The organism is Tessaracoccus bendigoensis DSM 12906 (assembly GCF_900141915.1).
GTDB lineage: Bacteria > Actinomycetota > Actinomycetes > Propionibacteriales > Propionibacteriaceae > Arachnia > Arachnia bendigoensis.
The window spans coordinates 47,228-69,855 of the sequence record NZ_FQZG01000006.1 but is presented as its reverse complement, the minus strand read 5'-3'; the positions used below and the strand labels follow the sequence as shown (position 1 = coordinate 69,855).

General features: G+C 66.9%; 19 protein-coding genes and 1 pseudogene. 8 read left to right on the top strand and 12 right to left on the bottom strand.

Annotation, left to right across the window (positions count from 1 at the left end; translation table 11 throughout):
- Positions 1-304 precede the first annotated feature (304 nt).
- Both BUC15_RS01890 and BUC15_RS01885 read right to left on the bottom strand, forming a co-directional pair.
- Positions 305-1,639: an alpha-L-fucosidase gene (locus BUC15_RS01890; RefSeq protein ID WP_073185875.1), complete on the bottom strand. Its 1,335-nt coding sequence runs from the start codon at positions 1,637-1,639 to the stop codon at positions 305-307.
- 31 nt (positions 1,640-1,670) lie between these two features.
- A complete protein-coding gene (locus BUC15_RS01885) occupies positions 1,671-3,227 on the bottom strand; it encodes a M81 family metallopeptidase (protein ID WP_073185874.1) in 1,557 nt (518 codons plus the stop codon).
- A 220-nt stretch (positions 3,228-3,447) separates the two neighbouring features.
- On the opposite strand from BUC15_RS01885, the gene BUC15_RS01880 reads away from it, so the two are divergent.
- Genes BUC15_RS01880 through BUC15_RS01870 form a run of 3 tightly spaced genes read left to right on the top strand, consistent with a single transcriptional unit; the run spans position 3,448 to position 9,634 of the window.
- Positions 3,448-5,892: a family 20 glycosylhydrolase gene (locus BUC15_RS01880; RefSeq protein WP_073185873.1), complete on the top strand. Its 2,445-nt coding sequence runs from the start codon at positions 3,448-3,450 to the stop codon at positions 5,890-5,892.
- An 8-nt stretch (positions 5,893-5,900) separates the two neighbouring features.
- Complete coding sequence (locus BUC15_RS01875; RefSeq protein WP_073185872.1) at positions 5,901-8,594, top strand: endo-beta-N-acetylglucosaminidase; 2,694 nt, start codon at positions 5,901-5,903, stop codon at positions 8,592-8,594.
- A 2-nt stretch (positions 8,595-8,596) separates the two neighbouring features.
- On the top strand, positions 8,597-9,634 hold the full coding sequence (locus tag BUC15_RS01870) for a family 20 glycosylhydrolase (RefSeq protein ID WP_073185871.1): 1,038 nt from the start codon (positions 8,597-8,599) through the stop codon (positions 9,632-9,634).
- Between the two features lie 62 nt (positions 9,635-9,696).
- Here BUC15_RS01870 and BUC15_RS01865 read toward each other — a convergent pair whose 3' ends face one another.
- The 8 genes and pseudogenes from BUC15_RS01865 to BUC15_RS01840 all read right to left on the bottom strand — a co-directional run bounded on the left by BUC15_RS01865 (position 9,697) and on the right by BUC15_RS01840 (position 16,594).
- Positions 9,697-11,427, bottom strand: coding sequence for an ABC transporter substrate-binding protein (locus BUC15_RS01865; protein WP_139280053.1), 1,731 nt, complete (start codon positions 11,425-11,427; stop codon positions 9,697-9,699).
- Positions 11,424-12,509: an ABC transporter ATP-binding protein gene (locus BUC15_RS01860; RefSeq protein WP_139280052.1), complete on the bottom strand. Its 1,086-nt coding sequence runs from the start codon at positions 12,507-12,509 to the stop codon at positions 11,424-11,426. The genes BUC15_RS01865 and BUC15_RS01860 overlap by 4 nt, the downstream gene beginning before the upstream one ends.
- Positions 12,506-13,557 (bottom strand): annotated as a pseudogene (locus tag BUC15_RS01855) (ABC transporter ATP-binding protein). The gene BUC15_RS01860 and the pseudogene BUC15_RS01855 overlap by 4 nt, the downstream one beginning before the upstream one ends.
- Before the next feature lie 52 nt (positions 13,558-13,609).
- Positions 13,610-14,530: an ABC transporter permease gene (locus tag BUC15_RS01850; protein WP_073185870.1), complete on the bottom strand. Its 921-nt coding sequence runs from the start codon at positions 14,528-14,530 to the stop codon at positions 13,610-13,612.
- A gap of 4 nt (positions 14,531-14,534) precedes the next feature.
- Entirely contained in the window at positions 14,535-15,101 is a 567-nt protein-coding gene (locus BUC15_RS20190; protein ID WP_245787856.1) for an ABC transporter permease, read from the bottom strand.
- Between the two features lie 2 nt (positions 15,102-15,103).
- Entirely contained in the window at positions 15,104-15,355 is a 252-nt protein-coding gene (locus tag BUC15_RS20185; protein ID WP_217652074.1) for a hypothetical protein, read from the bottom strand.
- Positions 15,356-15,379: 24 nt separating this feature from the next.
- A complete protein-coding gene (locus BUC15_RS20180) occupies positions 15,380-15,637 on the bottom strand; it encodes a hypothetical protein (protein WP_217652073.1) in 258 nt (85 codons plus the stop codon).
- A gap of 474 nt (positions 15,638-16,111) precedes the next feature.
- A complete protein-coding gene (locus BUC15_RS01840; RefSeq protein WP_073185869.1) occupies positions 16,112-16,594 on the bottom strand; it encodes a MarR family winged helix-turn-helix transcriptional regulator in 483 nt (160 codons plus the stop codon).
- Between the two features lie 77 nt (positions 16,595-16,671).
- On the opposite strand from BUC15_RS01840, the gene BUC15_RS01835 reads away from it, so the two are divergent.
- On the top strand, positions 16,672-17,247 hold the full coding sequence (locus BUC15_RS01835) for an NADPH-dependent F420 reductase (RefSeq protein ID WP_073185868.1): 576 nt from the start codon (positions 16,672-16,674) through the stop codon (positions 17,245-17,247).
- A 211-nt stretch (positions 17,248-17,458) separates the two neighbouring features.
- Here BUC15_RS01835 and BUC15_RS01830 read toward each other — a convergent pair whose 3' ends face one another.
- Both BUC15_RS01830 and BUC15_RS01825 read right to left on the bottom strand, forming a co-directional pair.
- Entirely contained in the window at positions 17,459-18,433 is a 975-nt protein-coding gene (locus BUC15_RS01830; protein WP_073185867.1) for a DUF808 domain-containing protein, read from the bottom strand.
- 162 nt (positions 18,434-18,595) lie between these two features.
- Complete coding sequence (locus BUC15_RS01825; RefSeq protein ID WP_245787850.1) at positions 18,596-19,543, bottom strand: NAD-dependent protein deacetylase; 948 nt, start codon at positions 19,541-19,543, stop codon at positions 18,596-18,598.
- A 164-nt stretch (positions 19,544-19,707) separates the two neighbouring features.
- Between BUC15_RS01825 and BUC15_RS01820 the strand changes: the two genes are divergently transcribed.
- From BUC15_RS01820 to BUC15_RS01805, 4 genes are all read left to right on the top strand, one after another.
- Positions 19,708-20,310, top strand: coding sequence for a mycothiol-dependent nitroreductase Rv2466c family protein (locus tag BUC15_RS01820; RefSeq protein ID WP_073185866.1), 603 nt, complete (start codon positions 19,708-19,710; stop codon positions 20,308-20,310).
- Positions 20,311-20,367: 57 nt separating this feature from the next.
- Positions 20,368-20,865, top strand: a complete 498-nt coding sequence (locus tag BUC15_RS01815) for a flavodoxin domain-containing protein (RefSeq protein ID WP_073185865.1) — start codon at positions 20,368-20,370, stop codon at positions 20,863-20,865.
- Between the two features lie 55 nt (positions 20,866-20,920).
- Complete coding sequence (locus BUC15_RS01810) at positions 20,921-21,670, top strand: extensin family protein (RefSeq protein WP_073185864.1); 750 nt, start codon at positions 20,921-20,923, stop codon at positions 21,668-21,670.
- A 97-nt stretch (positions 21,671-21,767) separates the two neighbouring features.
- On the top strand, positions 21,768-22,625 hold the full coding sequence (locus BUC15_RS01805; RefSeq protein ID WP_073185863.1) for an acyltransferase domain-containing protein: 858 nt from the start codon (positions 21,768-21,770) through the stop codon (positions 22,623-22,625).
- Positions 22,626-22,628 lie beyond the last annotated feature (3 nt).

Sequence of the window (22,628 nt, the reverse complement as noted above, 5' to 3'; positions counted from 1 at the left end):
TGCTGTATACCGCTGGTGTCGAGGCTTTTCGCTGGTGTCGCGGGCATTTCGCTGGTGACGGGGGGTCTGGCGCCGCTGGGACTCTGCTTGCGTCGGGCGTTGAGCACTATCCAGGGTTCGTTGGTGGTTTGAACGTGAAAACAGGTCTTTTCGGACGTCGACCCCGGGATAGTGCTCAAGGTCGAGTCGCGCCGGGCTCGCGGGCGGCGCGGGCATTCCCCCCTGGCGACGCATCCCCGACGCCCGACCCGTGGCCCGGACGGCGACCCCGGGATAGTGCTCAAGGTCAGGACGGCGACCCGGTTCAGCGAGCCACCGTCAGGACGGCGACCGGTTCCCCTCGCAGCCCCTCGGGGATGATCACCTGACCGCCTTCAACATGCGCGGCTGAGCCGTCCGCCCACCTGGCCCTACCCCCCTCGGCCAACTCCTCCGGCAAGGTCGCCGTGGCCGCGCCGGGGTCCAGGATGTGGACGAAGACCGCATCCTCGGAAGCCGTGTACGCACACGGGGTGCCCTCCTCGTTCCGGCAACGCAGCCACGGCCGGGTGCCGTAGATCGCGGAGCCGTTGACCCGCAACCAGGCGCCCAGCTCGCGCATGGCGGCCAACTGCAGCTCCGGGATGCTCCCATCGGCGCGCGGGCCCACGTTGATCAGCAGGTTGCCGTTGCGGCTCACGACCTCGACGAGGTGGCGCACCAGCGCGGCGCCGGACATGCTGTGGCTGGTGTCTTCTGCCTGGTTGTACCCGAACGAGTACCCCAGCCCGCGCGTCGACTCCCACACCTGATCGGCGATGCCGTCCATCCCGGTGTACTCGCGGGTCAGGAACCCGTGGTACGGCACCCCCCAACGGTCGTTGACGACGCCGTCCGGCACCGCGTCGAGGTAGCGACCCAGCACCGCGGCCAGCGCGAAGTCGTCTCGGCCCTTACCTCCGTCGGGCCATTCGATGTCGTTCCAGAGCACCTCGGGGACAAACCGCTCCACCAACTCGGCCAGCTGGGCCGCGGCGTAGCGCGCGAACCTTGCGTCGTTGCGCCGGAAGCGGAAGAGGTCCGTGTCCGACTCGATCGGGGGAAAGTCCGACACGTGCCAGTCGAGCGCACCCGAGAAGTAGACCCCGAACCTGGCCCCCGCCCGCCGGGTGGCGTCGTGCAGCTCGGCGATGAGGTCCCTGCCCGGCCCGCGACGCACCGCGTTGAAACCGGTGGTGGCCGTTTCCCACAGGCAGAAGCCGTCGTGGTGCTTCGTGGTGGGGATGACGTAGCGGGCCCCGGCGTCGACGAGTTCGCCCACCAGGGCGTCCGCGTCGAAGCTGTCGACCCGCCACAGCTGCGCCAGGTCCTCATAGCTGGTGCCGGTGCCGTAGCGGTCCTGGTGCCGCAGCCAGGCCGGGCTGCCGGTGATTCGCACCGTGTTGGCGTACCACTCGGCGTACTGGTGGTGCGTGTAGGCGTCCTCGACGGGGACGTCGCGCTCACCGTGGGTCGTGGCCCACGCGGGCACCGAGTAGAGCCCCCAGTGGATGAAGAAGCCCAGCTTCGCATCCCGGTACCAGTCGGGCACCTCCCCGGCCGGGTAGGTCGGGGCGTCTGCGCCGAAGTCCGGCCCTGTGCGCTTCTCGAAGTTCAGCATCTGCCATCCTCCTGGACGGTGTGGTCGGGGCTCAGCGTCGGGTGACGACCGGGGTGAGGTCCGGTTCGGGGGCGTCGGCGTCGAAGGGGTAGACGCCGGGCGCGAGGCGGTGATGGCCGAGCCGGATCAGGTCCTGGTCCACGCCACCGGGGGTCAGCGCCAACGTCCAGTCGGCGGCCAACTCGTAGAGTTCGGGCTCAAGGTAGCCGATCTTGACGATCACGACGTCGGCCGCGGCCGGGTCGAGGCCGAGCATGCGGAAGTCGTCGAGATGATGGAAGGGCTTGCGGCGCTCCGTGATGATCGCACGCACGCTGCCGCTCCCGATCACGACCTGCACCCCGGCAACCGGGTCACCCTCGGTGACGGACAAGACCTCCCCGGTCAGACTCACCGGGCCGCGTGGCCCGGGATCGACACGGCCGCCGACCTCCAGCGTCACGGTCGCCCCGACGCCGGCCTGCTTGGCGACGCCGACCGCAGCCGGATCGAAGATGGAGGCGTGGATGACGACACGGGAGCCGTCGACCAGATCCGGCCTCGCCAGCAGCTCGCCCAGGGTCCAAGACACGTCCCCGGCCCCGCCCGCCGTCGGGTTGTCCCCCGAGTCCGAGATGACGTACGGATGCGCGGCGCCCGGTGCGAGCGCCGAGTCAAGCGCCCCCGCAAGGGTGTCGGTGGGCCCGACGAAGACGAACTCGTCGCGGGCGTCCCAATAGGACAGCGCGATCTTCCGGCACTCCACTGCGATCAGATCGCGGTCGTCGCCGGTGACCACGACGGCGGCCTGACAACGCGGTTCGTCGGCCCACGCGTAGCCGACCCACAGCGCGGCGTCGAGCACGCCGTCAAGGTCTGCCACGTCGGCGACGGAGTCGTAGATCCCCTTGGCGGGCTCCAGCCGGGTGCTGGTTTTCTCTCCGGGCAGCAACAGCGGCACCTGTCGCCAGGCCTTGAACGGCCGTCGGGCCACAGGGTCGGCACCGGCCTCGGAGCGCAGCCGGGTTAGCAGGTTGAACACGGCCCGCTCCTTGGTGTTCATCCAGTCCTCGTGCGGCGCCATCCGGTAGCAGGTGATGAGATCGACGGCGTCGAGCAGTTCACGCGAGACGTTGCCGTGCAGGTCCATGGACGTCGAGATCAGGGCCTCCTCGCCGATCGCCTCACGCACGGCGGTCGCGAGAACGCCCTCCGCGTCCTGCAGGTCGACGACGCTCATCGCACCGTGAATGTCGAAGAACAGGGCGTCGAACGGGCCATCGGCCAGGATGCCGTCGACGATCGCCTGCGACATCTCGCGGAACTTGGCCGGGACGACCGCCCCGCCGGGGAAGGAGCGGCCATGGTAGATGGGCACCCAGTCGGCCGCCTCGCGAAGGTCCTGGCCGGGGGCGAGGAACGGGTAGTAGTCCAGCAGGTCCTGCCCGGTGCGGATGGTGAACGCCTCGTCGCCGGACAGGTGGGGCGAGAAGGTGCTCGACTCGATGGAGATGCCCGCGATCCCGATCCGGGGACGGGCGAGGCCCCCCTCCGAGAGCGGGGGCAGCGGTGGCATCCAGATGTCGTTGGCCTGGGGACGGTTCTCCATCAACAAATCCTTCTTCGGTCGAGTCGGATGACGGTGCCGGGTCACGGGGCAATCGTCGTTGCTGCCCTTCGTGGTGCAAGGGGTCCTGCGGGAACCATCATGTCATGCCCCTTGACGAGAGCAAAACCGGTTTAGTAGAGTCGTCGCACGGATTGTCAGCCTGTCTGTGCGCAACGAAGTGCCCCCACCCAACCCCGATCAAGTGCTGGAGCTAATTTCCATGGTCAAGCCCGAAGCCACCCCGCGCGTCGTCATCTACCACCAGAGCCACGGACACGGTGAGACGTTCGTCCCCCTGGCCCCGATGATCGAGAGCGGCAAGCTCACGCATCTCGTCCTGGCGGCGGTCCATATCAACGAGGACAAGACCGTCACCCTCAACGACCACCCGCACGACGATCCCTACCACGACCAGCTCTGGGCGGAGACGCGCATGGTCCAGGAGGCGGGGGTCCCCGTCCTGGTGATGGTCGGTGGGTGGGCACCCGGAACCACGGACAAGCTCGACGGTGACCAGTTCGACACCTACTACCCGCCGCTGCGCGATTTCCTGAAGGCGCACCAACTCCAGGGCATCGACATCGACGTCGAGCAGGACATGAGCCTTGACGTCGTGATTCGGCTCATCGATGCGCTTCGCGCCGACTTCGGCCGGGAGTTCGACATCATCCTCGCCCCGGTCGCCTCCGCCATGTGGGGTGGCGCAAACCTCTCCGGTTTCGACTACGAGGAGCTCTACCGCGCCCGCGGCGAGGAGATCGACTGGGTGCAGATCCAGTTCTACAGCGGCTTCGGCGAACTCTCCGACCTGCGCGACGTGCAGCGTGTCATCGACCGTGGTGTCTACCCCGTTGACAAGCTCGTGCTCGGCGCGATCGGGGCGCCCGAGACCGGCACCGGTTTCGTGGAGATCGATCAACTGTGCGTCACGTTGTCCGAGGTGGCAGCCCGCTACCCGGAGATCGGTGGCGTCGACGTCTGGGAGTACTTCAACGCGCTGCCCGGCGGAGTGGCTGCGCCCTGGGAATGGATCGACCGGGTCCACGACGCCCTGCACGCGGGCGCGGACCGCGTCAATGCGCTGGGTCTGATCCCGACGCCCGAGACGGTCGAGCTGGGTGAGGGTCGCCTCACGCTGCCTCGGCGCGTCACCGTCTCCGGGGCGCCGTCGGCCGTCGACGCCGTCGAATCCGCGCTCGGAACGGGCACTGGCATCCGGCTCGGCGAGGGCGACGGAGCACTCCTCACGCTCGTCGACGACGCCGACATCGCGGCGGGGGGATACCGACTGAAGGTCGACGGCTCGGGCATCCGGGTGAGCGCCACAGACCGGGACGGATTCCTCGCCGCCGCGCACACCCTGCGTCAGCTGTTCCCGGAGTGGGCCTCGGGCCCGTGGCCGCTGCCGGGGGCCGAGCTCAGCCTCCCGCACGTCACCATCTCGGACGCGCCGCGGTTCGCCTGGCGTGGCCTCATGCTCGACGTCGCCAGGCATTTCGAGCCGCTGCCAGCGCTGTACCGTTTCCTGGACCAGATGGCCGCACTGAAGCTGAACGTCCTCCATCTGCACCTGACCGACGACCAGGGCTGGCGATTCGACGTCAAGGGCTACCCCGGCCTGGTTCGGGTGGGTTCCTGGCGCACCGACACCCACGTCTGGACGCAGAAGGAGAACGACGGGACCCCCCACGGCGGGTTCTACACGCAGGATCAGCTTCGGGCCCTGGTCGACTACGCGCAGCACCGGGGGATCACCATCGTCCCTGAGGTCGACCTGCCCGGCCACGTCCGGGCGCTGCTGGCCGCCTACCCTCACTTCGGTGACCCGGCCGCGGAGCGCAAGCCGGTCGCCACCACCTTCGGGGTCTTCGACGAGGTGCTGCACCTCGACACGGACACGGTGGCCATGGTCGAGGAGATCTTCACCCAACTGCTGGACGTGTTCCCGTCCAAGCGGATCCACATCGGCGGCGACGAATGCCCCAAGACCCAGTGGCAGGCCAGCGCCGCCGCCGCCGAACTGGCCACCGAGCTCGGGCTGGCGCGCGTGGAGGACCTGCAGAACTGGTTCACCGACCACATGCGCGACTGGCTCACCGAGCGTGGGCGCCAGGCCGTGGCTTGGGACGAGGTCATCGACGACCACGAGTCGCCCGGCACCGTGATCATGTCCTGGCGTGGACACGGCCCCGGCGTCGAGGCTCTCCGCCGCGGCCAGGAGGCCGTGATGGCTCCCTGGCACTACACCTACCTCGACCAGTACCAGTCGGAGGATCAGCGCGAACCCTTCGCGATCGGGGCCTTCACCAGCTGGCAGAAGGTGCTGGGCTACGACCCGGCGCTCGACGTGCCGGCCGACGCCCCGGGAACCCTTCTCGGCGTTCAGGGCCAGCTCTGGTCGGAGTACATGCCGACCGCGCAGGCGAAGGAATACATGGCGTTCCCGAGGGCCGCTGCCATCGCCGAGATCGGCTGGGCCAAGCAGCCAGCGGCCGAGGACGACTTCTTCGCAAGGCTCGTGGTCCAGGGTGGTCGCTGGGACGCGGCCGGGATCAACCACCGCAGCGTTGGAGGCGCCAAGCCGTGGCAGATGGGCGGCACCGGGCGCCTGCACCGCCCCGAGGACCACGGCGGCAGCCCCGACCCGAAGCCTGACGAGCAGTAGGGGCGACCATGGCCGACTGCGTGCCGCCAAAGGAGGACAAGGCCCTCGCCTCGGCCCAGCCCCGATTCTCCGGATACCGAATCCAGGAGATCCGTGACTGGACCCCGGAGGCCGACCCACACGCGGCCTTCCTGAGGTCCCGGGTTCCGTTGCAGCCACGGATCGCGGCACTGCGCGAAACGCAGGCCGACCCGTCGCTCGACGGCCATGCCCAGGTGATGTTGATGCAGGCCGACTACGGCAACGCGTTCTTCGACACCGCAATGGCCAACGACGACTTCTGCAACCACGCCCTCAACTTCTGGGGTTACGTCGACTACTTCAGCCCATGGCACGGCGCGGCGACCGCAGACACGCCGTCGGCGCTCTACGACCCCGAAACAAGCCACTGGCGAAACCGGGGCTTCGAGTTCGGCATCGTCAACATCCCGAACCCGGCCTACACGGATGCGGCGCACCGCAACGGCGTCAGGTCGATCGGCACGATCTATTTCGACCCGGACTTCCGACCGGGCCTGACGTTCCACGAGACCTTCCTGCGCGACCCCGACACCAACGGCTACGTGATCCTCGAGAAGCTCGTGGAACTGGCGGCGTACTGCGGCTTCGACAGCTACTTCCTGAACCAGGAGGAACACGGCGACGACTCGGAGTTCAAACCCTTCATGGCAGAGCTCACCGCCCGGGGGCTGTACACGCAGTGGTACGACCAGAACAGCTTCTACGACGAGGCCAAAGCCGCCTGGCTACGGGACGAGGCCAACGGCCAGATCCACGACTCGGTCTTCGTGAACTACGAATGGTCCGAGGACGTCGACCGGTCGCTGAACCACGCCGCGGCAACCGGGGTCGACCCGTTCGACAGCCTGTTCTTCGGCGTGGAAGCCTGCATGGGCAAGCTGTCCGGCGCCCACCCGTCGCTCGCGGACCTGCCGATGCTCTACGCGGCGGGCACACGCAACCCGCGCGGGTCCGTCGCGCTGTTTACACCGAGCGACTACTACCAGATGGGGCTGGACGAGGGACTCGCCGCGACCCGGGGCCAAGGCGACCCGCCGCTCATGCAGCAGGAGCCTTACCAGTGGATGGTCACCGAGCGTGAGCGCATGTTCTTCTCAGGGGTGCGCGCCGACCCCACGAGGACCGGGAAACAGCAGGGCGCATCGCGCCCCGAGGTCGGCGTCGACGACGCGTCCGGCTGGGTCGGGGTCGCCGACTTCACCCCCGAGCGCTCCGTCATCGGCGGCACCGACTTCCACTCGACCTTCAACACCGGCCACGGCATGGCCTGGTACGACGACGGTGAGGTCACGGGCGGGCAGTGGGGCGACATCGGTTCCCAGTCGCTCCTGCCCAGCTGGCAGTGGTGGATCGACACCGACGGCGCACGGCCAGGTGTCGACTTCGACTACGGCCCCTGGCAGCCCCGACGCGACGCCTCGGGTCGGGAGGTCGAGGCACCGTTCTTCGGTATCGGCGCCTGGTTCGGCGGCAGCTCGCTGGTGATCCACGGCGACATCACGGCCACCACAACCCTGCGCCTGTTCAAGACGGACCTGAACATCGGCGGCTCCACGACCGCCAGGCTCACCCTGCGCAAGAGCGGTGCGGAAGATCCGGCTCCGGGGCTGCTGCTCGTCTTCGCCGACGACCCGCACACCCCCGTCGTCGTCGACCTCCCCGTGACCTCCACGTCGATCGGGTGGACGACGGTCGAGGTGCCGCTCGACCGGTTCGCCGGTCGACGCCTGGCAACCATCGGCCTACAGTTCGCGCCAGCCGTCGGCTACCAGGTCAACGTGGGGCAGATCGCGATCTCGTCCGGGGCCGCAGCCCCGGCCGCCCCGCGCGGATTCGAGCTGACCGCCGTCTACGCGGACAGGCAGCTCAAGGCCGAATGGGAACTTGCCCCCTTCGGTGACGTCGACGGCTATCTCCTGACCGCGATCGGCGGCGACGGGTCCGCCCGACACCTCTATCAGGGCTACGCGGAGCGCGCCTACGCAAAGCGTGCGCCCACCGATGCTCTGGTGCGCTATGAGCTGAGGGCCATCGCCAAGGACGGTGCGCTTTCTGCGCCCGTGACCCTCACGCACGACTTCGCCGCCTTCCCAAGTGACCTGCGGATTGAGGAGGCGCCGACCGCCTCGGGGCTCCTGGTGCAGGCCGCAAGGCCCGGGCTGGTCGACGTGAGGTGGGACCCTGCCGTCGACGATCGACGCCGGTGCCGCGTGAGCGTCGCGCTGGTCGACGAGCCCGATCCGCGCCTGCGTGGGCCGTTTGAGGTCGAGGTGCCGCTGGCGGTCGGGCAGGCGAGTGTGCCGGTGCCCGTCGCTGAAGGGCACCTCTTCGACCTGACGCTGACCCCCGAAGGTGAGTCGACCGGAATCGTGGTGCGCGGACACACCCGCGACACCGTCGCAGCCCCGCTGCCCCTCTCCGATCTCGAGCTGGTCGACGGGGCGCTGGTGGTTCACTCGCCCAGCCCGCGTGACTGGTGGAAGCTGCGCGTAACGCACGTGCGCGAGGACGGCTCAGACGTCGAGTTGCTCTCGGTGACCCGGGGCGACGCCAGCAACGCCGGCCTCCAGGACCCGCGCCCCCTTACCAGCCTCGACGGCCACCTTGTCGTCGAGCTGACGGACTACTCGGGCAACCTCGGCACCCAGCCGATCCCGGTGGCAGCACTATCGAAAGGTTAGACATGGGCCCTCAGGTGAGAGGCATCGGCCTCGACATCGGCCGGAAGCGGTTCAGCCGGGCCTGGGTGACCAGGCTGCTCGAAACGATGGGGGAACTCGGGCTCAACACCTTGCAGTTGCACCTCTCCGATTCAACGGGGCTCGGCGTGGAACTGCCCGGCTTCGAGGCGTTGGCCTCGCCTGGGGCGCTGTCGGCGGCCGAGATCGGCCAACTCTCCTCGGCCGCCAGGGCGTGCGGGGTCCGGCTCGTCCCCGAACTGGATACGCCGTCGCACGCCGTCGCGCTGCTGGCTGGCCACCCTGAGTGGTGCCTGACCGACCGAAGCGGCGCCGTACACCCGGACAAGGTCGACATTTCCAACCCCGACGCCACGGCGCACATCCGCTCGTTGTGGGACGCCACGCTCGACCTTTTCGAGCCCGAGGTCGTCCACCTTGGCGGCGATGAATACCTGGCCGCCCCCTGGGAAGGGGAGGAGGAGCGACGCCCGGACCGTTACCCGGTGCTGCTCGACTGGGCGCGTGCCGCTGCGGAGGAGGGCGCCGCCGTCGAGGACGCCTACGCCCTGTACATCACAGAACTGGCGGCGCATCTCCGCCCTCGCGTCGACGACATCTGGCTCTGGAACGACCACGTCGTCCCGGCCTCGGCCAGCCCGCTGGTCCCGGTGCCGAACGACATCGCGCTCGATGTCTGGGTCCGCTGGCGGGACTGGACGCCCAGCGTCAACGACTACCTGGACTCCGGCTACCGGGTGCTCAATTCCAACGGCGACCTGCTCTATTTCGTGCTGTCCGGAGACGGGAAACCCAATGTCACCGGGCTCAAGTCGGGCGAAGACATCGCCGAGACGTTCCGCCCCACCAGGTTCATGGGGCTGGCGGGGGAACGATCCTGGCTGGACATCGACGCCGCGGAACCGCGTTTCCTTGGGGCCAAGCTCACCGTGTGGTGCGACGCCGCCGACTCGATGAGCCAGGAAGAGACCTGGGAGCGGCTGCAGACCTGGCTGACCCCCTTCGCCCGGACGTTCGGCTGAAGGCAAGCAGAGCACTTGAGGGGCGGGTGGCCATGGCCACCCGCCCCTCAAACGTCACAAGGTCACGCGGACTTGACGTCCTTCAGCAGGTTGATCAGGTTGCCCATGCCACCGACCCGCGGGAAGTAGTTGACGTCTGCAACGTTGGGCAGCTCGGCCCAGTTGATGCTGCTCGACATGACACCGGAACCGCCACCCTGGTAAGGGATGAAGGGGGCGTCGTCGCGGATGGCCGCCTGCACACCCTGCACGCCCTCGGCGATCCTATCCTTGGTCTCGGGAGTGTTGAGCGTCGAAACCAGGATGCTCATCGACTGCTCGGCCTCATCGGACCAGGTCCAACGACCCCAGTTACCGTTGGTGCCCGTCTCGCCTGCCGGGGTCACCTTCTGGTCGTACATCGTGTAGTTCGTCCAGGGCGTTCCCGGGTAGTTCACGCCGCTGACCACCATGTCGAAGGTGCCACTCTGCAGGATGCCGTCCATGACGTCCTTCGGCTTCGGGTCGAAGGTGACGTTCAGGCCGAGGTTCTCCTTCCACTGCGCGACGAGGATCGGGACCGTGACCATGTCGGTTGCCTGGTCGTTCTGGACCTGGATGGTAAGCGGGTGCTCCTTGCCGTCCTTCTCCAGGTTGCCGTTGGCGTTGACCGTCCATGAGGCCGCGGCCAGGTCCTTCTTGGCCTGATCGACGTCCATCGCGATGGGTTCGTTGAACTCGGGCTGCTGGATCGATTCGTTGATGACCGGATCGACGCCAGCCACGTTGGGGATCGAGAAGCCGATACCGGCGGCGTCCGCGACCGCTGGGAAGTCGATCGAACCCCTGAGCGCCTTGCGGATGTTGACATCGGAGGTCGGCAGTTCGGTGTTCTGCACCTGGAAGATCACGCCGCGCGAGGCGCCGTCGGCGACGAAGTTGTAATGGTTGGTGTCCTTGGCCGTGGCGAAGCCCTTGACGACGCCGGGGTTACCACCTTCGGCCATGTCGACATTGCCCTGGGTGATCTGGGTCTCGATGTTGCCCGCGGTGCCGGAGGGAACGAACTGGACCTCCACCGGACCGACCGCGCCACCCCAGTAGTCGTCGCGTGCTTCGTACTGGACGAGCTGGCTGCCGAAGTTCTTCAGCTTCATCGGACCGGTGCCGATGGGGCTGGCCATCGTGTCCTGCGGGAACTCGAGCTTGTCACCGTCCTGGAACACGTGCGCGGGCACAATCGGGTAGTACAGGGCCAGGTTGACTTCCTGCTGCCGCTGATCGTCGTTGTAGCTGACGATGACGGTGTAGTCGTCGGGAGTTTCGATCGCCTTGGAAAGCCAGACGAACTCGTCCTCGGCCGGGGCGGGGTTGGGTTCACCGTAGATGGTGCCGAGGGTGTAGAGCACATCCTTGGAAGTGAAGGGCTCACCGTCAGACCAGGTGACGCCCTGGCGGAGGGTGTAGGTAGCCTGGGTGCCTTCGTCGTTGTGCTCAACCTTTTCGGCCAGGACGGGAATCAGCTGTCCACCGTCCTTGGAGGAGAGCCGGAACAGGCTTTCGTAGACCAGGTCGATACCGGGGGCGGTGTCGCCGCCGCCATAGCGGTTGAAGTTGTTCGGGAACTGGTTGGAGGCCGCGACGCCAGTGCCGATCACGAAGATCGTCGACCCGGCGCCTCCACCACCTTCGCCGTTTCCGCTTCCATTTCCGCCGCCGTTGCCGCCGCAGGCGGACAGGGTCGCGGTTGCGGCGACGGCGCCGAGGCCGCCGAGCAGGGTGCGCCTCGAGATCTGGGTCGTACGAATACTCATAGCTGTTCCTCCGTGTAGCTGGTTGCTCCCGGTAGCGCCGGGTCGTTGGGGTTGATGAAGTCGTCACGCTTCTCGGCGAGGATGCACATCGCTCGCCGGTCTCCGTCCTTGGAGACGTATTCGGGGATGGGGGCGTCCACGCAACGGCTGATCGCGTGGGGGCAGCGGTTTGCGAACCGGCAGCCAACCATCTTGATGGAGTTGTCGACTGGTGCGTTGGTCGACGAGGCCTGCACCGCGGAGTGGCCTGAGCCCTTGTAGTGTGCGGGATCGGGTGCAGCCCCGATCAGCAGCTCGGTGTACGGATGCACCGGGTCGCTGACGATCTTCTCGGTCGGCCCTTCCTCGATGATCCGGCCGCCATACATGACGTTGATCCGGTCGCTGAGGTAGCGGGCGCTCGCGATGTCGTGGGTGATGATCAGCACCGCGAGGCCGTCGTTGTCGCGCAGGTCGGAGAGCAGGTTCAACACCTCGAGCCGGATCGACGCGTCCAGCATGCTCGTCGGTTCGTCGGCGAGGATGATGGACGGTTCGACCGCAAGGGCACGTGCGATCGCGACGCGCTGCTTCTGGCCACCCGAAAGGTCGGTGGGGAACTGGTTGATGAACTTCTCGGCGGGCACCAGGTTGACGTGCCCGAGGAGTTCCTCGACCCGCTTACGGACCGCGGCGCCACGGCCTGCCATCTTGTGGATCTGGACGACCCGGCCCACGATGTGCACGATGCGCTTGAGCGAGTTCATGGACGCGAACGGATCCTGGAAGATCAGCTGCACCTTGCGGTAGTACTTGCGCTCGTTGCGCGCCGCCTCCTTAAGGGGCTGCCCGAGCACCGTCACGTCACCGTAGGTCGGCTTGTAGATGAGCGAGAAGACCCTCGCCAAGGTGGTCTTGCCGCAGCCGCTCTCACCGACGAGGGCGACGATCTCGCCCTTGTGTAGGGTGAAATCGACTCCGTCGACGGCGCGGATTTTGACCTTCTTGCCTTCGCTGTTCTCGCCATCGAAGTGAACCTTCAGGTTCTTGGTCTGCAACACCACCTCACGGGTGTCGCGGGCGGAAGATATGACGTCGGTCACAGCTGTTCACTTCCTTCGGTATCGCTCTCGCCGCGCAGGTGGGGATGGTGGCACGCAGCCTGGCCACCTGCCACGGAAGTCAGTTCCGGCGTTCCTCCAGGCAGAGCTGTGTCGCCCTCGGGCACCGCGGCGCGAATGCGCAACCCACCGGCAAGCCCAGCAGGTCCGGAGGGGTCCCAGGGATGCCATGCAGCTTCCTGACTGGCTCCGAAAGGGGCGGGAAGGAACTGCGTAGACCCCTCGTGTAGGGGTGCAGCCCCGACTCGTAGATCTGCTCGGCGGACCCGACCTCCACGAAGCGGCCGCCGTACATGATGACGATCCGGTCGGAGATCTCAAGCAGGAGGGACAGGTCGTGCGTGACGAAGACGATCGCGAATCCGAGTCGAGCTTGAAGGTGCAGGATCTGGCTGAGGATCTGGCGCTGCATGATGACGTCGACGGCCGTGGTGGGCTCGTCCATGAAGACGACGTCGGGGTCGCAGGCGAGGCTAAGGGCGATCAGGGCCCGCTGCTGCATCCCACCCGAGAGCTGGAACGGGAACGCCTTGAGCCGGTGAGCCGGGATGCCCACCATCTCAAGCAGTTCTCCGGCCTTCTTGCTGGCATCCTCCTTCGAGACCTCGGGGTCGTGCTCCCGGATGACGTCGGTGAACTGCGACTCAAGCCGGATCACCGGGTTGAGGCAGGCCATGGCCGACTGCATGACGAACGAGAGCGAGGTCCAGCGACGCTCGCGCAGCTCCTCCTCGGACATCGAGCTGATCTCCATCGGATCGCTGTCATCGGTCGGGTAGAACGTGACCTTGCCGCCGCTGGTGATTGCCGGGGGGCGCTGGAGCCTTGCCAGGGCGTTGAGCAGGGTTGACTTGCCGGAGGCGGATTCCCCGGCGACCCCGAGAATCTCGCCACGGTGCAGCGTCAGGTTGACGTTGCGGCAGGCCGGCACCTCGCCTGCCTCTGTCACGTAGGTGACATCGAGGTTCTCGGCCACGAGCAGGGGTGGGGATGCAGCGAGCCGCGCCGCGATCTCCTCTGATGTCTCGATGTGTGGGGTCTCCGCGTGGAGAATGTCAGTTGCGGGTAGGAGATCAGTCACGTCAGGCCACCTCGACCGGCAGGGCGCGGGAGTCGCGCATCCGCAGCTTCTTCTTGAACTTGGTCATGAGCTTCATGCGCTTCGAGCTGAGGGTCGGGTTGGTGACCTCATCGAGTCCGAAGTTGACCATCGTGGTCGCGAAGCCAAGCAGGGCCAGCGCAATGCCCGGCGGTACGAACCACCACCACATTCCTCGGAACAACGCGTTCTGCTGGAAGGCGTAGTTGATGATCAGGCCCCAGCTGGGTTCACCGGCGCTTCCGATGCCCAGCATGGCGATCGAGGCCTGCATCGAGACACCTGCGGCGATGGCCGTCAGGAACATCGGAGACACGATCCCGAACAGGTGCGGCATGACCTCCACCATCACGATCCGCAGCTTTCCTTCGCCAACGGTCCGGAGGGCAGTGGTGAAGTCACGGTTGCGGAGGCTGAGCGTTTGGGCCCGGATCCGCCTGGCCCCACCCGTCCACTCGAAGATGCCGACCATGAGTGCGACGACCACCAGCGGCATGTCGCGCCAGAACGCGGCCATGATGATGAGCACCGGGAAGCTGGGGATGTTCTGGAAGACCAGGATGAACGCGTTGATCACGTTGTCAGCCCAGCCGCCCAGGAAGCCCGCGAGGGTTCCGATCACCAGGGCGATGATGGTGGCGATGATGGCCGAGACGAATCCGACGAACATCGAGTTGTAGGTGCCGTGCAGCATCCAGGTCAGGACGTCCTGGCCGCTGACGGTGGTACCCATCGGGTGTGCGAGGCTCGGGCCGACGCCCATGGCGTCCAGGAAGACGTCGGTCGGCTGCCGGTGCAGAACGTGGGTGGCGAAAGGCTTGCCGAAGATGGCGACCAGGGTGAAGAACCCCATGATGCCAAGCCCGATCTGGACCTTCGGGACGGAGATGAATCGCTTGAACATGCTCTCAGTCCTTGTCTCGGATTCGCGGATCCAGCAGGACATAGACGGAGTCTGCGATGAAGTTGAAGATGAGCCCCAGGAAGATGATGATCAGCATCAGTGCCTGGAGGAGGGGGTAGTCACGGGTTCCGGTCGAGGCGCCGACCAGGCCGCCGACGCCCGGGTAGATGAACACCGTTTCCGCCAGAACCACCGCGGTGAGCGCGCCACCGAAGGACTGGGCAAGACCGGTGACATTGGGAAGCAGCGCATTGCGCATCGCGTAGCGGCTGCGCACCACCGAAGGCTTGAGGCCCTTTGCCCTGGCCAGGTGGACGTAGTCCTCGTTGACGGTCGTGATCATCATGTTGCGCATGCTCAGCATCCAGCCGGTGAAGCCGACGACGATCAGCACGCCCATCGGCAGAATCGAGTGGTAAAGCACGCTCACGATGAAGTCTGGATTGGTGAGGCTCTGCGGCTGGATGCGTTGATCGACCGATCCCTGGGCTGGGAACCATCCCTTGATGTAGGACAGCTGCCACACCGCGATCAGGCCGAGCCAGAAGGCGGGGATCGAGGCGAAGAACATCGTCACCGGGGTGATGAACGAATCGAACCTGCCCCGGGCTTCCAGCCCAGGCGGGCGCCGAGCACGGTGCCGATGATCCAGCCGATGATGATCGAACCGATGGAGAGCCAGAGGGTCCAAGGGATGGCCTTACCGACCAGCTCGGTGACCTCCATCGGGTAGTACATGATCGACTTGCCGAAGTCGCCCTGGGCCAGCTGGGAGATGTAGTTCCAGAACTGGACGAAGATGTTGGTGTCCGGGTCGCCGTACATCCGGTGGATCTGGTCGATCTGGAACTAGCTCGGCCGTTGGCCGGTCTTCTGGTAGATGTCGCGGATCATGGATTCGGCCGGATCGTTGGGCATCAGGCGCGGGAACACGAAGTTCAACACGATGCTGATGAACCCGATGAAGGCGTAGGTCACGAGCCGTTTGCCGAGGAAGGCCAGGTCCTTCAATACACGGCGGTCGCGCCCCGCGCTCTCGGGGGTCTCTTTCGCCTCGGGGGCCTCTGAATCCGGGGAGTTGATCCCCACAAGTGGCGTGGATGTCATAGTCGGTCGTCCATCTGCTTCCAGCCTCCTTTGGCTGCGAGGGCTTCTCCGGCCTCTTCGCCGGGGGGATCAGCCGGGCTCTTCCGCGACTGACCGTGACGTTGCGTGCGGTGTTCCGGTGCGTCTGAACCGGAATCTATCGGATCGGCTGTCTCAGGGGGCTTCGTTTCTGCGACGGGGACGCGAACCGCACATGCGTCGCCGGGCCGCCGGGCGGCGGCTGGTCGAGGACCGGTGCAGTTCGAGCACATCTTCTCCTTCGAAGGTGTCGGAATCGGGGTTGCTGCGGCCATCCTAAACCGGATTAGTTAATGATGGCAAGTGCCGATCCGGATTCGCTTATGGATGGGTGGCGGCGGCTCGGTCGGAGCGGTCAGTCTCAACCATTGTCAACCTGCCGGTGGCTCCCCGAAAGGCGCAGTCACCGCAGGGGTCTACCCCGAGGCGTCGCCTGGCCGGGGGCTTGGGAAATGATCAGTCGTGGTGATCGTCGAGCGTTGGCAGGATCTCGGGGGCGATCCTGCCCAGGATCGCTTCCCCGATGGCCGCGAGTTGATCGAGTTGCTCGGGGGTCAGGGCGTCGATCAGCGATTCCCGTACCGTCGCGACATGCCCTGGGGCCGCAGCGACCACGAGGTCCCAGCCGGCGTCGGTCAGATGAGCGTTGGTGACGCGGGCGTCGTCGGGGTGCGGTGTGCGTTCCACCAGGCCGCGCTTCTCCAGTCGCTTGACGACGTGCGAGAGCCGGGGGAGGGTGCCGCTGGTGTGGCGGGCCAGCGTTGACATCCGCAGAGTGCGGTTGGGGGCCTCGGAGAGGATCGCGACCACCCAGTACTCGAAGTGGGTGAGGTCGGAATCGCGCTTGAGCTGGGTCTCCAGTACGCCTGGGAGCAGTTCCAGGACCGACGAGAACCGACGCCAGGCCCTCATCTCGCGTGAGTCGAGCCATGTCGTCATGGGGCCATGCTACTCAATGGTTGACACGACAAGCAATCGATGTATATTGGTTGACGCAACAACCAAAAGGAGTAGGTATGAGCAACATCACAGTCATCGGTTCAGGCAACATGGGGCAGGCAATCGCCGGGCTCGCGACCAGGGGCGGCAACACCGTTCAGGTGCTTGCGCACAGCGACACGGCCACTGCGGTGGAAGGCGACATCGTCGTCCTCGCGGTGTCGTACGGCGCCCACGACGACGTCGTGGCCGAGCGCGCCGACCAGCTGGTAGGCAAGGTCGTCGTCGACATCTCGAACCCCCTCGACTTCCAGACCTTCGACTCGCTCGTCGTCCCTGCCGACAGCTCGGCGACGGCGCAACTGGCCGGGAAGCTGCCGCAGTCGAAGGTGCTCAAGGCGTTCAACACCAATTTCGCGGCGACACTGAACTCCGGCAAGATCGGGAAGAACACCGTCACCGTCCTGATCGCCGGGGACGACAAAGAGGCCAAGGACAGCCTCGCGGAAGTCGTGGAGGCGGCCGGATTGGTCGCGCTCGACCTCGGGTCGCTCAAGCGGGCCCGCGAACTTGAGGCGGTCGGCTTCGCCCAGTTGGTGCTGGCGGCCACCGAGCAGGTGGGCTGGACGGCGGGGCTCGCCGTCGTCCGCTGAGTTGGGTAGACGAAATGCGGCCCGCCTCGGAATCGGGGCGGGCCGCGTCTTCGTCGGCCCTGCGGGAACGCGGGCCTGTGCACAGATCTCTCTATGCGTTGAGCAAGGGCCGGATAGCGATTGCCTCGACGTGTACAGAGATCTGTGCACGTCCGGTCAGGTTGAACTGCCCGGAACCTTCAGGTCGGGACTGGATGAAGCAGGGCGGGAGTCAGGCGTCGCTTCCTGGGTTGGAAGGCTCCGCATGGACGTCGTCGGCGTCAAGGTGCTGCTTCTTCCCGAACGGCAGGAAGTGCATGACCACGACGGCGATGGCGCCGATGATCACGCCGAGCAGCGCGGAGAAGAGCGTGTTGACAAGCCAACCGACGAACCCGCCCGCCGCATTTGTCGCGGCCAACTCGAGGTGGTGGACGAACTCGTAGATCGGATGGAAGCCCAGGTCGTTCATGCCGACCAGCAGGATGTGGCCGCCGACCCAGAGCATCGCGGCGACCCCGACGGTGCTGAGCACCTTGAGCACGACAGGCATCGCCTTGACCAGCGCCCGGCCCAGGCCCTCGGTGTTCTCACGTCGCGATAGTTTGAGGCCGACGTCGTCCATCTTGACGATGATCGCGACGACGCCGTAGACGAGCGCGGTGATCGCAAGGGCGACGACGACGAGAGCCGCGGCCCGAACCCAGATGGAGAGGTCGGCGACCTCGTTCAGCGAGATCACCATGATCTCGGCGGACAGGATGAAGTCGGTGGCGATGGCTCCCTTCACCATGGTGTCCTCGTGGTTGCCGCCCTTGACCAGGGCCGGTGCCTCCTTGACTTTGCTGTGTCCGCTCACCGCCTCCCACAGCTTCTCTGCCCCCTCGTAGCTGAGATAGAGGCCGCCGCACATCAGCAGCGGCGTGAGCGCCCAGGGTGCGAGCCAGCTGAGCAGCAGGATCACGGGCAGGATGAAGACGACCTTGTTGAACACCGACCCTTTCGCGATCCGCCAGATGACGGGCAGTTCGCGATCCGGGGTGAAGCCCTGGACGTAGCGTGGGGTGACGGCGGCGTCGTCGACCACGACTCCCACCGCCTTGGTCGAGGCCTTGGCCGCTGCGGCCGAGATGTCGTCGACGGATGCTGCCGCCGCGCGGGCGATCGCCGCGATGTCGTCGAGGAGTGCCGCGAGTCCGCCAGCCATGGGTGCCTTTCGTCCGGTGACGGGCAGATTCTACGGCTTGGGTGGTGCTGGGGCTGGGTGGGCGATGAGCACTATCCCGGACTCGATCGCCGAAACGCCGCAAATCGGCGTCATTTGGGCAACGAACCCGGAATAGTGCTCAACGCTTCCTCAACCACAGCGTCAGGGGTGGGCGAGGTCGAGCCATCGGGTCAGGATCGGGATGAGGCGACCGTGCAGGCGCAGCGTCGCCAGGTCGTCGCCGCGAGTCTCGCCGTCGCCGCAGATGATGACGTCCCGGCCCTCCTTCGCCGAGCGGCGCACAAATCGCAACCCGCTCATCACCGTCAAACTCGTGCCGAGCACCAGCAGGACGTCGGAGCGGTCGAGGAGCCGGTTGGCCGCCACCACCGTCTCGCGATGCGCGTTCTCACCGAAGAACACGACGTCGGGTTTGAGGATGCCCCCGCAATCCGGGCAATCCGGGTATTCGAAGTCGGCGGTCCGGTCGACCTCGGCGTCGCCGTCGGGTGCCGTCCGCGCCTGCTCAGCCAGGAGTTCAAGGCGGCTCCGGAACCCCGGATTGAGCTGGATCAGGGTCTCCTGCATCGCGGCCCGGTCGACCCGGGTGCCGCACGACAGGCAGATCACGTCGGATAGCTGGCCGTGCAGGTCGACGACGGGGCGCGACCCGGCCCTCTGATGCAACCCGTCCACGTTCTGGGTGACGACGCCCGAGATCGGGGTCAGCTCCGCCAGTCTCGCCAAAGCGAGGTGGGCCGCGTTCGGGACAGCCAGTCCGAAGAAGCGCCAGCCGACGGTGCTTCGGGCCCAGTAGCGACGCCGGCTCAGATCCGAGGAGACGAACTCCTGGTAGGTCATCGGTGAACGCGGCACCGAGTCGCGGCCCCGGTAGTCAGGCAGGCCCGAATCGGTGGAAATGCCCGCCCCGGTCAGGACCAAGGTCGACCGGCCCCGGAACAGGTCGAAGGCCGCGGTGACATCGTCATCGTCTGAGACGCGCCCGAACGACCCTTCGCCGGGCGACCAGGCCGAGGTGTCGACGATCATGACGGCGTTCTCGTCGGCCGTGCGGAACCAGCCGCCCACATCGCCGGGTGTGCTGTTCACACGTCCACCTCCAGTCGTTGGCGCCCAGGATAGTGATTGTCGACGCCGTTGCCTGCCGAGCCGACGCCATCGGTCGCGGATGCGTGGCCGCCGTGAGATGAGCGAGTCGACCACCGACGCAAGACGCCCGCACCCGAAGCGGCGCGCTGTGCTGAGATGGTGCCATGACGACAAGCGTTGATTTCTGGTTCGACCCGACCTGCCCCTGGGCTTGGATGGCATCCCGCTGGATGCTCGAGGTGGAGAAGGTGCGCGACGTGCGCGTCACGTTTCACGTGATGAGTCTCTCGGTCCTGAACGACGGACGCGACCTGCCCGAGGGTTACCTCAGGGAGATGGAGCGGGCCTGGGCGCCGGCGCGTGCGGCCCTGCTCGTCGAGCAGCGCCACGGATCGGAGCGGCTGCGCCAGTTCTACACCGAGATCGGCACCCGGTTCCACCCCGGTGGGCAACGCAAGGACGCCGACACGCTGCGCGCCGCACTCGAAGCGGTCGGGGCCGACGCCGACATCGTCGACATTGCCTTCACCGACGCCGTTGACGACGACCTTCGCCGCTCGCACCACGAGGGGATGGACCCGGTGGGTGATGAGGTCGGCACGCCCGTCATCCGGATCAACGGGAAGAGCCTGTTCGGCCCGGTGATCTCGCCGGCGCCCAAGGGTGAAGAGGCTGGCAGCCTGTTCGACGGGCTGGAGAAGGTCACCGCCTATGACGGCTTCTTCGAGCTGAAGCGCACCCGCACCGTCGACCCGATCTTCGACTGAGCCCGGGTTCGGGCACCCTGCTTCCTCGTGTGCCCGCTGCCCCGTTAGTCTCAGCCCATGGGACAAATCCTGATCGGCTACGCGACGCGGACCGGGGCGGCGGCGGACATCGCCACCGCCATGGCCGAGACCTTCTACGCCATGGGGCACAAAGTGAGGATCGCCAACCTCGACAAGGACCCCGGCGTGCAACCCGCGGACCTGGTCGTGATCGGCAGCGGCATCAACGCCGGGTCCTGGTACCCGGAGGCGACGGGGTGGCTGCGACGCAACGCCGAGGCGCTGTCGGCCGCCAGGGTGGCGGTGTTCAACACCTGCATGAACGCCGTCGACCCGGCCAAACGCGAGTCGGCGATCGCCTACAACGACGCGGTCGCCGAGCAGTGCGGGGCGGTGGCGTCCACGTCGTTCGGCGGCCGCTACGTCCCCGCGAAGGCTGGCCTCTTCTCCCGGATCCTCGCCAAGGCGACCGGCCAGAAGGCCGAGGATCACGTCGACCCGGCCGCGGCCCGTGAGTGGGCTGGGCGGCTGCTGCCGCTGGTGACGGGCGCCTGACACCGGTCGACTTGGCCTGATCCGGCGATTGTGACGGCCCACTATCTTGGGTGGCATGATCAGTCGCCGCCTGCTCCTCGGCCTCGGCGTCACCACGGCGCTCGCTCCATTGGCCGCGTGCGGGTCAAACCTGGGCGGTGGCATGAACGGGGCCGCGCCCTGCCTGTCCCCGGGGGAGCTGACCTCATTCGACACCCTGGGAGGGGCACCGCTCAGCTACGCGGGCACCGGCACCCGGCAGTCGTTCAACGCAGACCCGGCCTTCGTCGACCTCCTAGAGGAGTGGGCCGCCGAATGGGTCGACGTGGCGGGCCTCGGCCCCTTGGTGGAGGTGTCGACCTACGGCGCCCACGTGGACAAGTGCCCTTCCTGGCACGCCTCCGGCCGTGCGTTCGACATCGCCGAACTGATTCACGAGGACGGCACCGTGTCCTGTCGCTACGACCGGTGGGGGGAGGACCCGGCACGGCTCCGGCAGTACTGGCGCCTTGCCGCTTCCCTCTCGACCCGTTTCACCTACACCCTCGCGTACCCGTACAACGCCGAGCACCACAACCATCTCCACGTCGACAACGGCGTCAACGGCTACGGGGCAACCAGCTTCCGTGAACGCTCCCAGGCGCAGACGGAGATCGCGCAGGGGGTCCTGCGCCACGTCTTCGGACGCGACGTCGCCATCAGTGGTGACTTCGACGACGCGACCCGCGAGGCCGTCCGGGCGGTGCAACAGGATGCGGGGATCTCCGTCCGTCTCGCAACGGCAGAGGGGTGGAAGGCGTTCCTCGACGCCGCCGTCGTGGCCTGAACGCCTCCCGCACCCGAGGCCTGCACGGGTCCGTCCCGGGGTGGCGATCGACCCCGGTGAAGTGGTGTGATGGATCATTGCCAACCTGCGAGGACCCATGACTCTGGAAACCCCCGACCTGGAACAGCTGCTCGACCTGCTGGAGTTCAGAGCCGTCGATGCGTCCGATTTCGGCGCCGGGTTGGAGCGGCTCACCCCCGAAGACCTTCAGATGATCGAGGCCGATTATCAGCGGTTAGCTGCCAATGTCGGGCGGGTCGAGCGCCGCTGGAACCCCGTCGAAGGAGCCGAGGTCGCACACCCCGTGGGGACGGAGTTTCCGCTGCTGGTCGCGTTGGTGCGGGTCGCGCCCCTGGTGCAGGCGGAACTGGTCCGCAGGGGCGTGGCTGAGGATGTGGCATGGCACAGCGTCGCCGACCTCGGGCAGCAGGTACACATCCACCGCCTGGTGCACGGCCGGTTCGGGTTCGCCGACCGCGGCTGGGTCGCGCGGAACTACAGCGGCTCGCACCTCTGGCTCGGAAGGCTGCAGTTCACGCTCGAACCAGACATGCAGGCCCTGGGCGTACACATCCCGGAGTCGGGCCCACTCGCCCCCGAGGCGATCGACGAGTCCCTCGAACTGGCCAGGCGGATCGCGGTGCAGGCCTGGCCGGAGGTCGACTTGCAGCGGTTCACCTGCGTCTCCTGGCTGCTCGACCGCGAGCTGGTCGCACGCCTCGACCCGGCGTCCAACATGGCCAGGTTCGCGGCCCGCTTCACGCCGTTCGGCGAACCGACGGACGGGACGCGCGACGCGCTCTACTTCGGGTTCCACAGGGAGACCAGGTCGGGGCAGAAGGTGGACCTCGACAGGCTTCCGCAGTCCTCATCGCTGCAGCGGGTCGTGGTCGAACGGATCCGCAGCCGTGGAATCACCGTCCAGCCCGGCTGGTTTCCGCTCAACCCCGCGTGACGG

Coding starts and splice junctions, on each gene's coding strand:
- BUC15_RS01835 (WP_073185868.1), top strand. CDS start 16,672: ATGAGCAACATCACAGTCATCGGTTCAGGCAACATGGGGCAGGCAATC.
- BUC15_RS01880 (WP_073185873.1), top strand. CDS start 3,448: ATGGTCAAGCCCGAAGCCACCCCGCGCGTCGTCATCTACCACCAGAGC.
- BUC15_RS01840 (WP_073185869.1), bottom strand. CDS start 16,594: ATGACGACATGGCTCGACTCACGCGAGATGAGGGCCTGGCGTCGGTTC.
- BUC15_RS01810 (WP_073185864.1), top strand. CDS start 20,921: ATGATCAGTCGCCGCCTGCTCCTCGGCCTCGGCGTCACCACGGCGCTC.
- BUC15_RS20180 (WP_217652073.1), bottom strand. CDS start 15,637: ATGACATCCACGCCACTTGTGGGGATCAACTCCCCGGATTCAGAGGCC.
- BUC15_RS01850 (WP_073185870.1), bottom strand. CDS start 14,530: ATGTTCAAGCGATTCATCTCCGTCCCGAAGGTCCAGATCGGGCTTGGC.
- BUC15_RS01890 (WP_073185875.1), bottom strand. CDS start 1,639: ATGCTGAACTTCGAGAAGCGCACAGGGCCGGACTTCGGCGCAGACGCC.
- BUC15_RS01870 (WP_073185871.1), top strand. CDS start 8,597: ATGGGCCCTCAGGTGAGAGGCATCGGCCTCGACATCGGCCGGAAGCGG.
- BUC15_RS01820 (WP_073185866.1), top strand. CDS start 19,708: ATGACGACAAGCGTTGATTTCTGGTTCGACCCGACCTGCCCCTGGGCT.
- BUC15_RS20190 (WP_245787856.1), bottom strand. CDS start 15,101: ATGTTCTTCGCCTCGATCCCCGCCTTCTGGCTCGGCCTGATCGCGGTG.
- BUC15_RS20185 (WP_217652074.1), bottom strand. CDS start 15,355: ATGTACGGCGACCCGGACACCAACATCTTCGTCCAGTTCTGGAACTAC.
- BUC15_RS01865 (WP_139280053.1), bottom strand. CDS start 11,427: ATGAGTATTCGTACGACCCAGATCTCGAGGCGCACCCTGCTCGGCGGC.
- BUC15_RS01875 (WP_073185872.1), top strand. CDS start 5,901: ATGGCCGACTGCGTGCCGCCAAAGGAGGACAAGGCCCTCGCCTCGGCC.
- BUC15_RS01815 (WP_073185865.1), top strand. CDS start 20,368: ATGGGACAAATCCTGATCGGCTACGCGACGCGGACCGGGGCGGCGGCG.
- BUC15_RS01885 (WP_073185874.1), bottom strand. CDS start 3,227: ATGGAGAACCGTCCCCAGGCCAACGACATCTGGATGCCACCGCTGCCC.
- BUC15_RS01830 (WP_073185867.1), bottom strand. CDS start 18,433: ATGGCTGGCGGACTCGCGGCACTCCTCGACGACATCGCGGCGATCGCC.
- BUC15_RS01805 (WP_073185863.1), top strand. CDS start 21,768: ATGACTCTGGAAACCCCCGACCTGGAACAGCTGCTCGACCTGCTGGAG.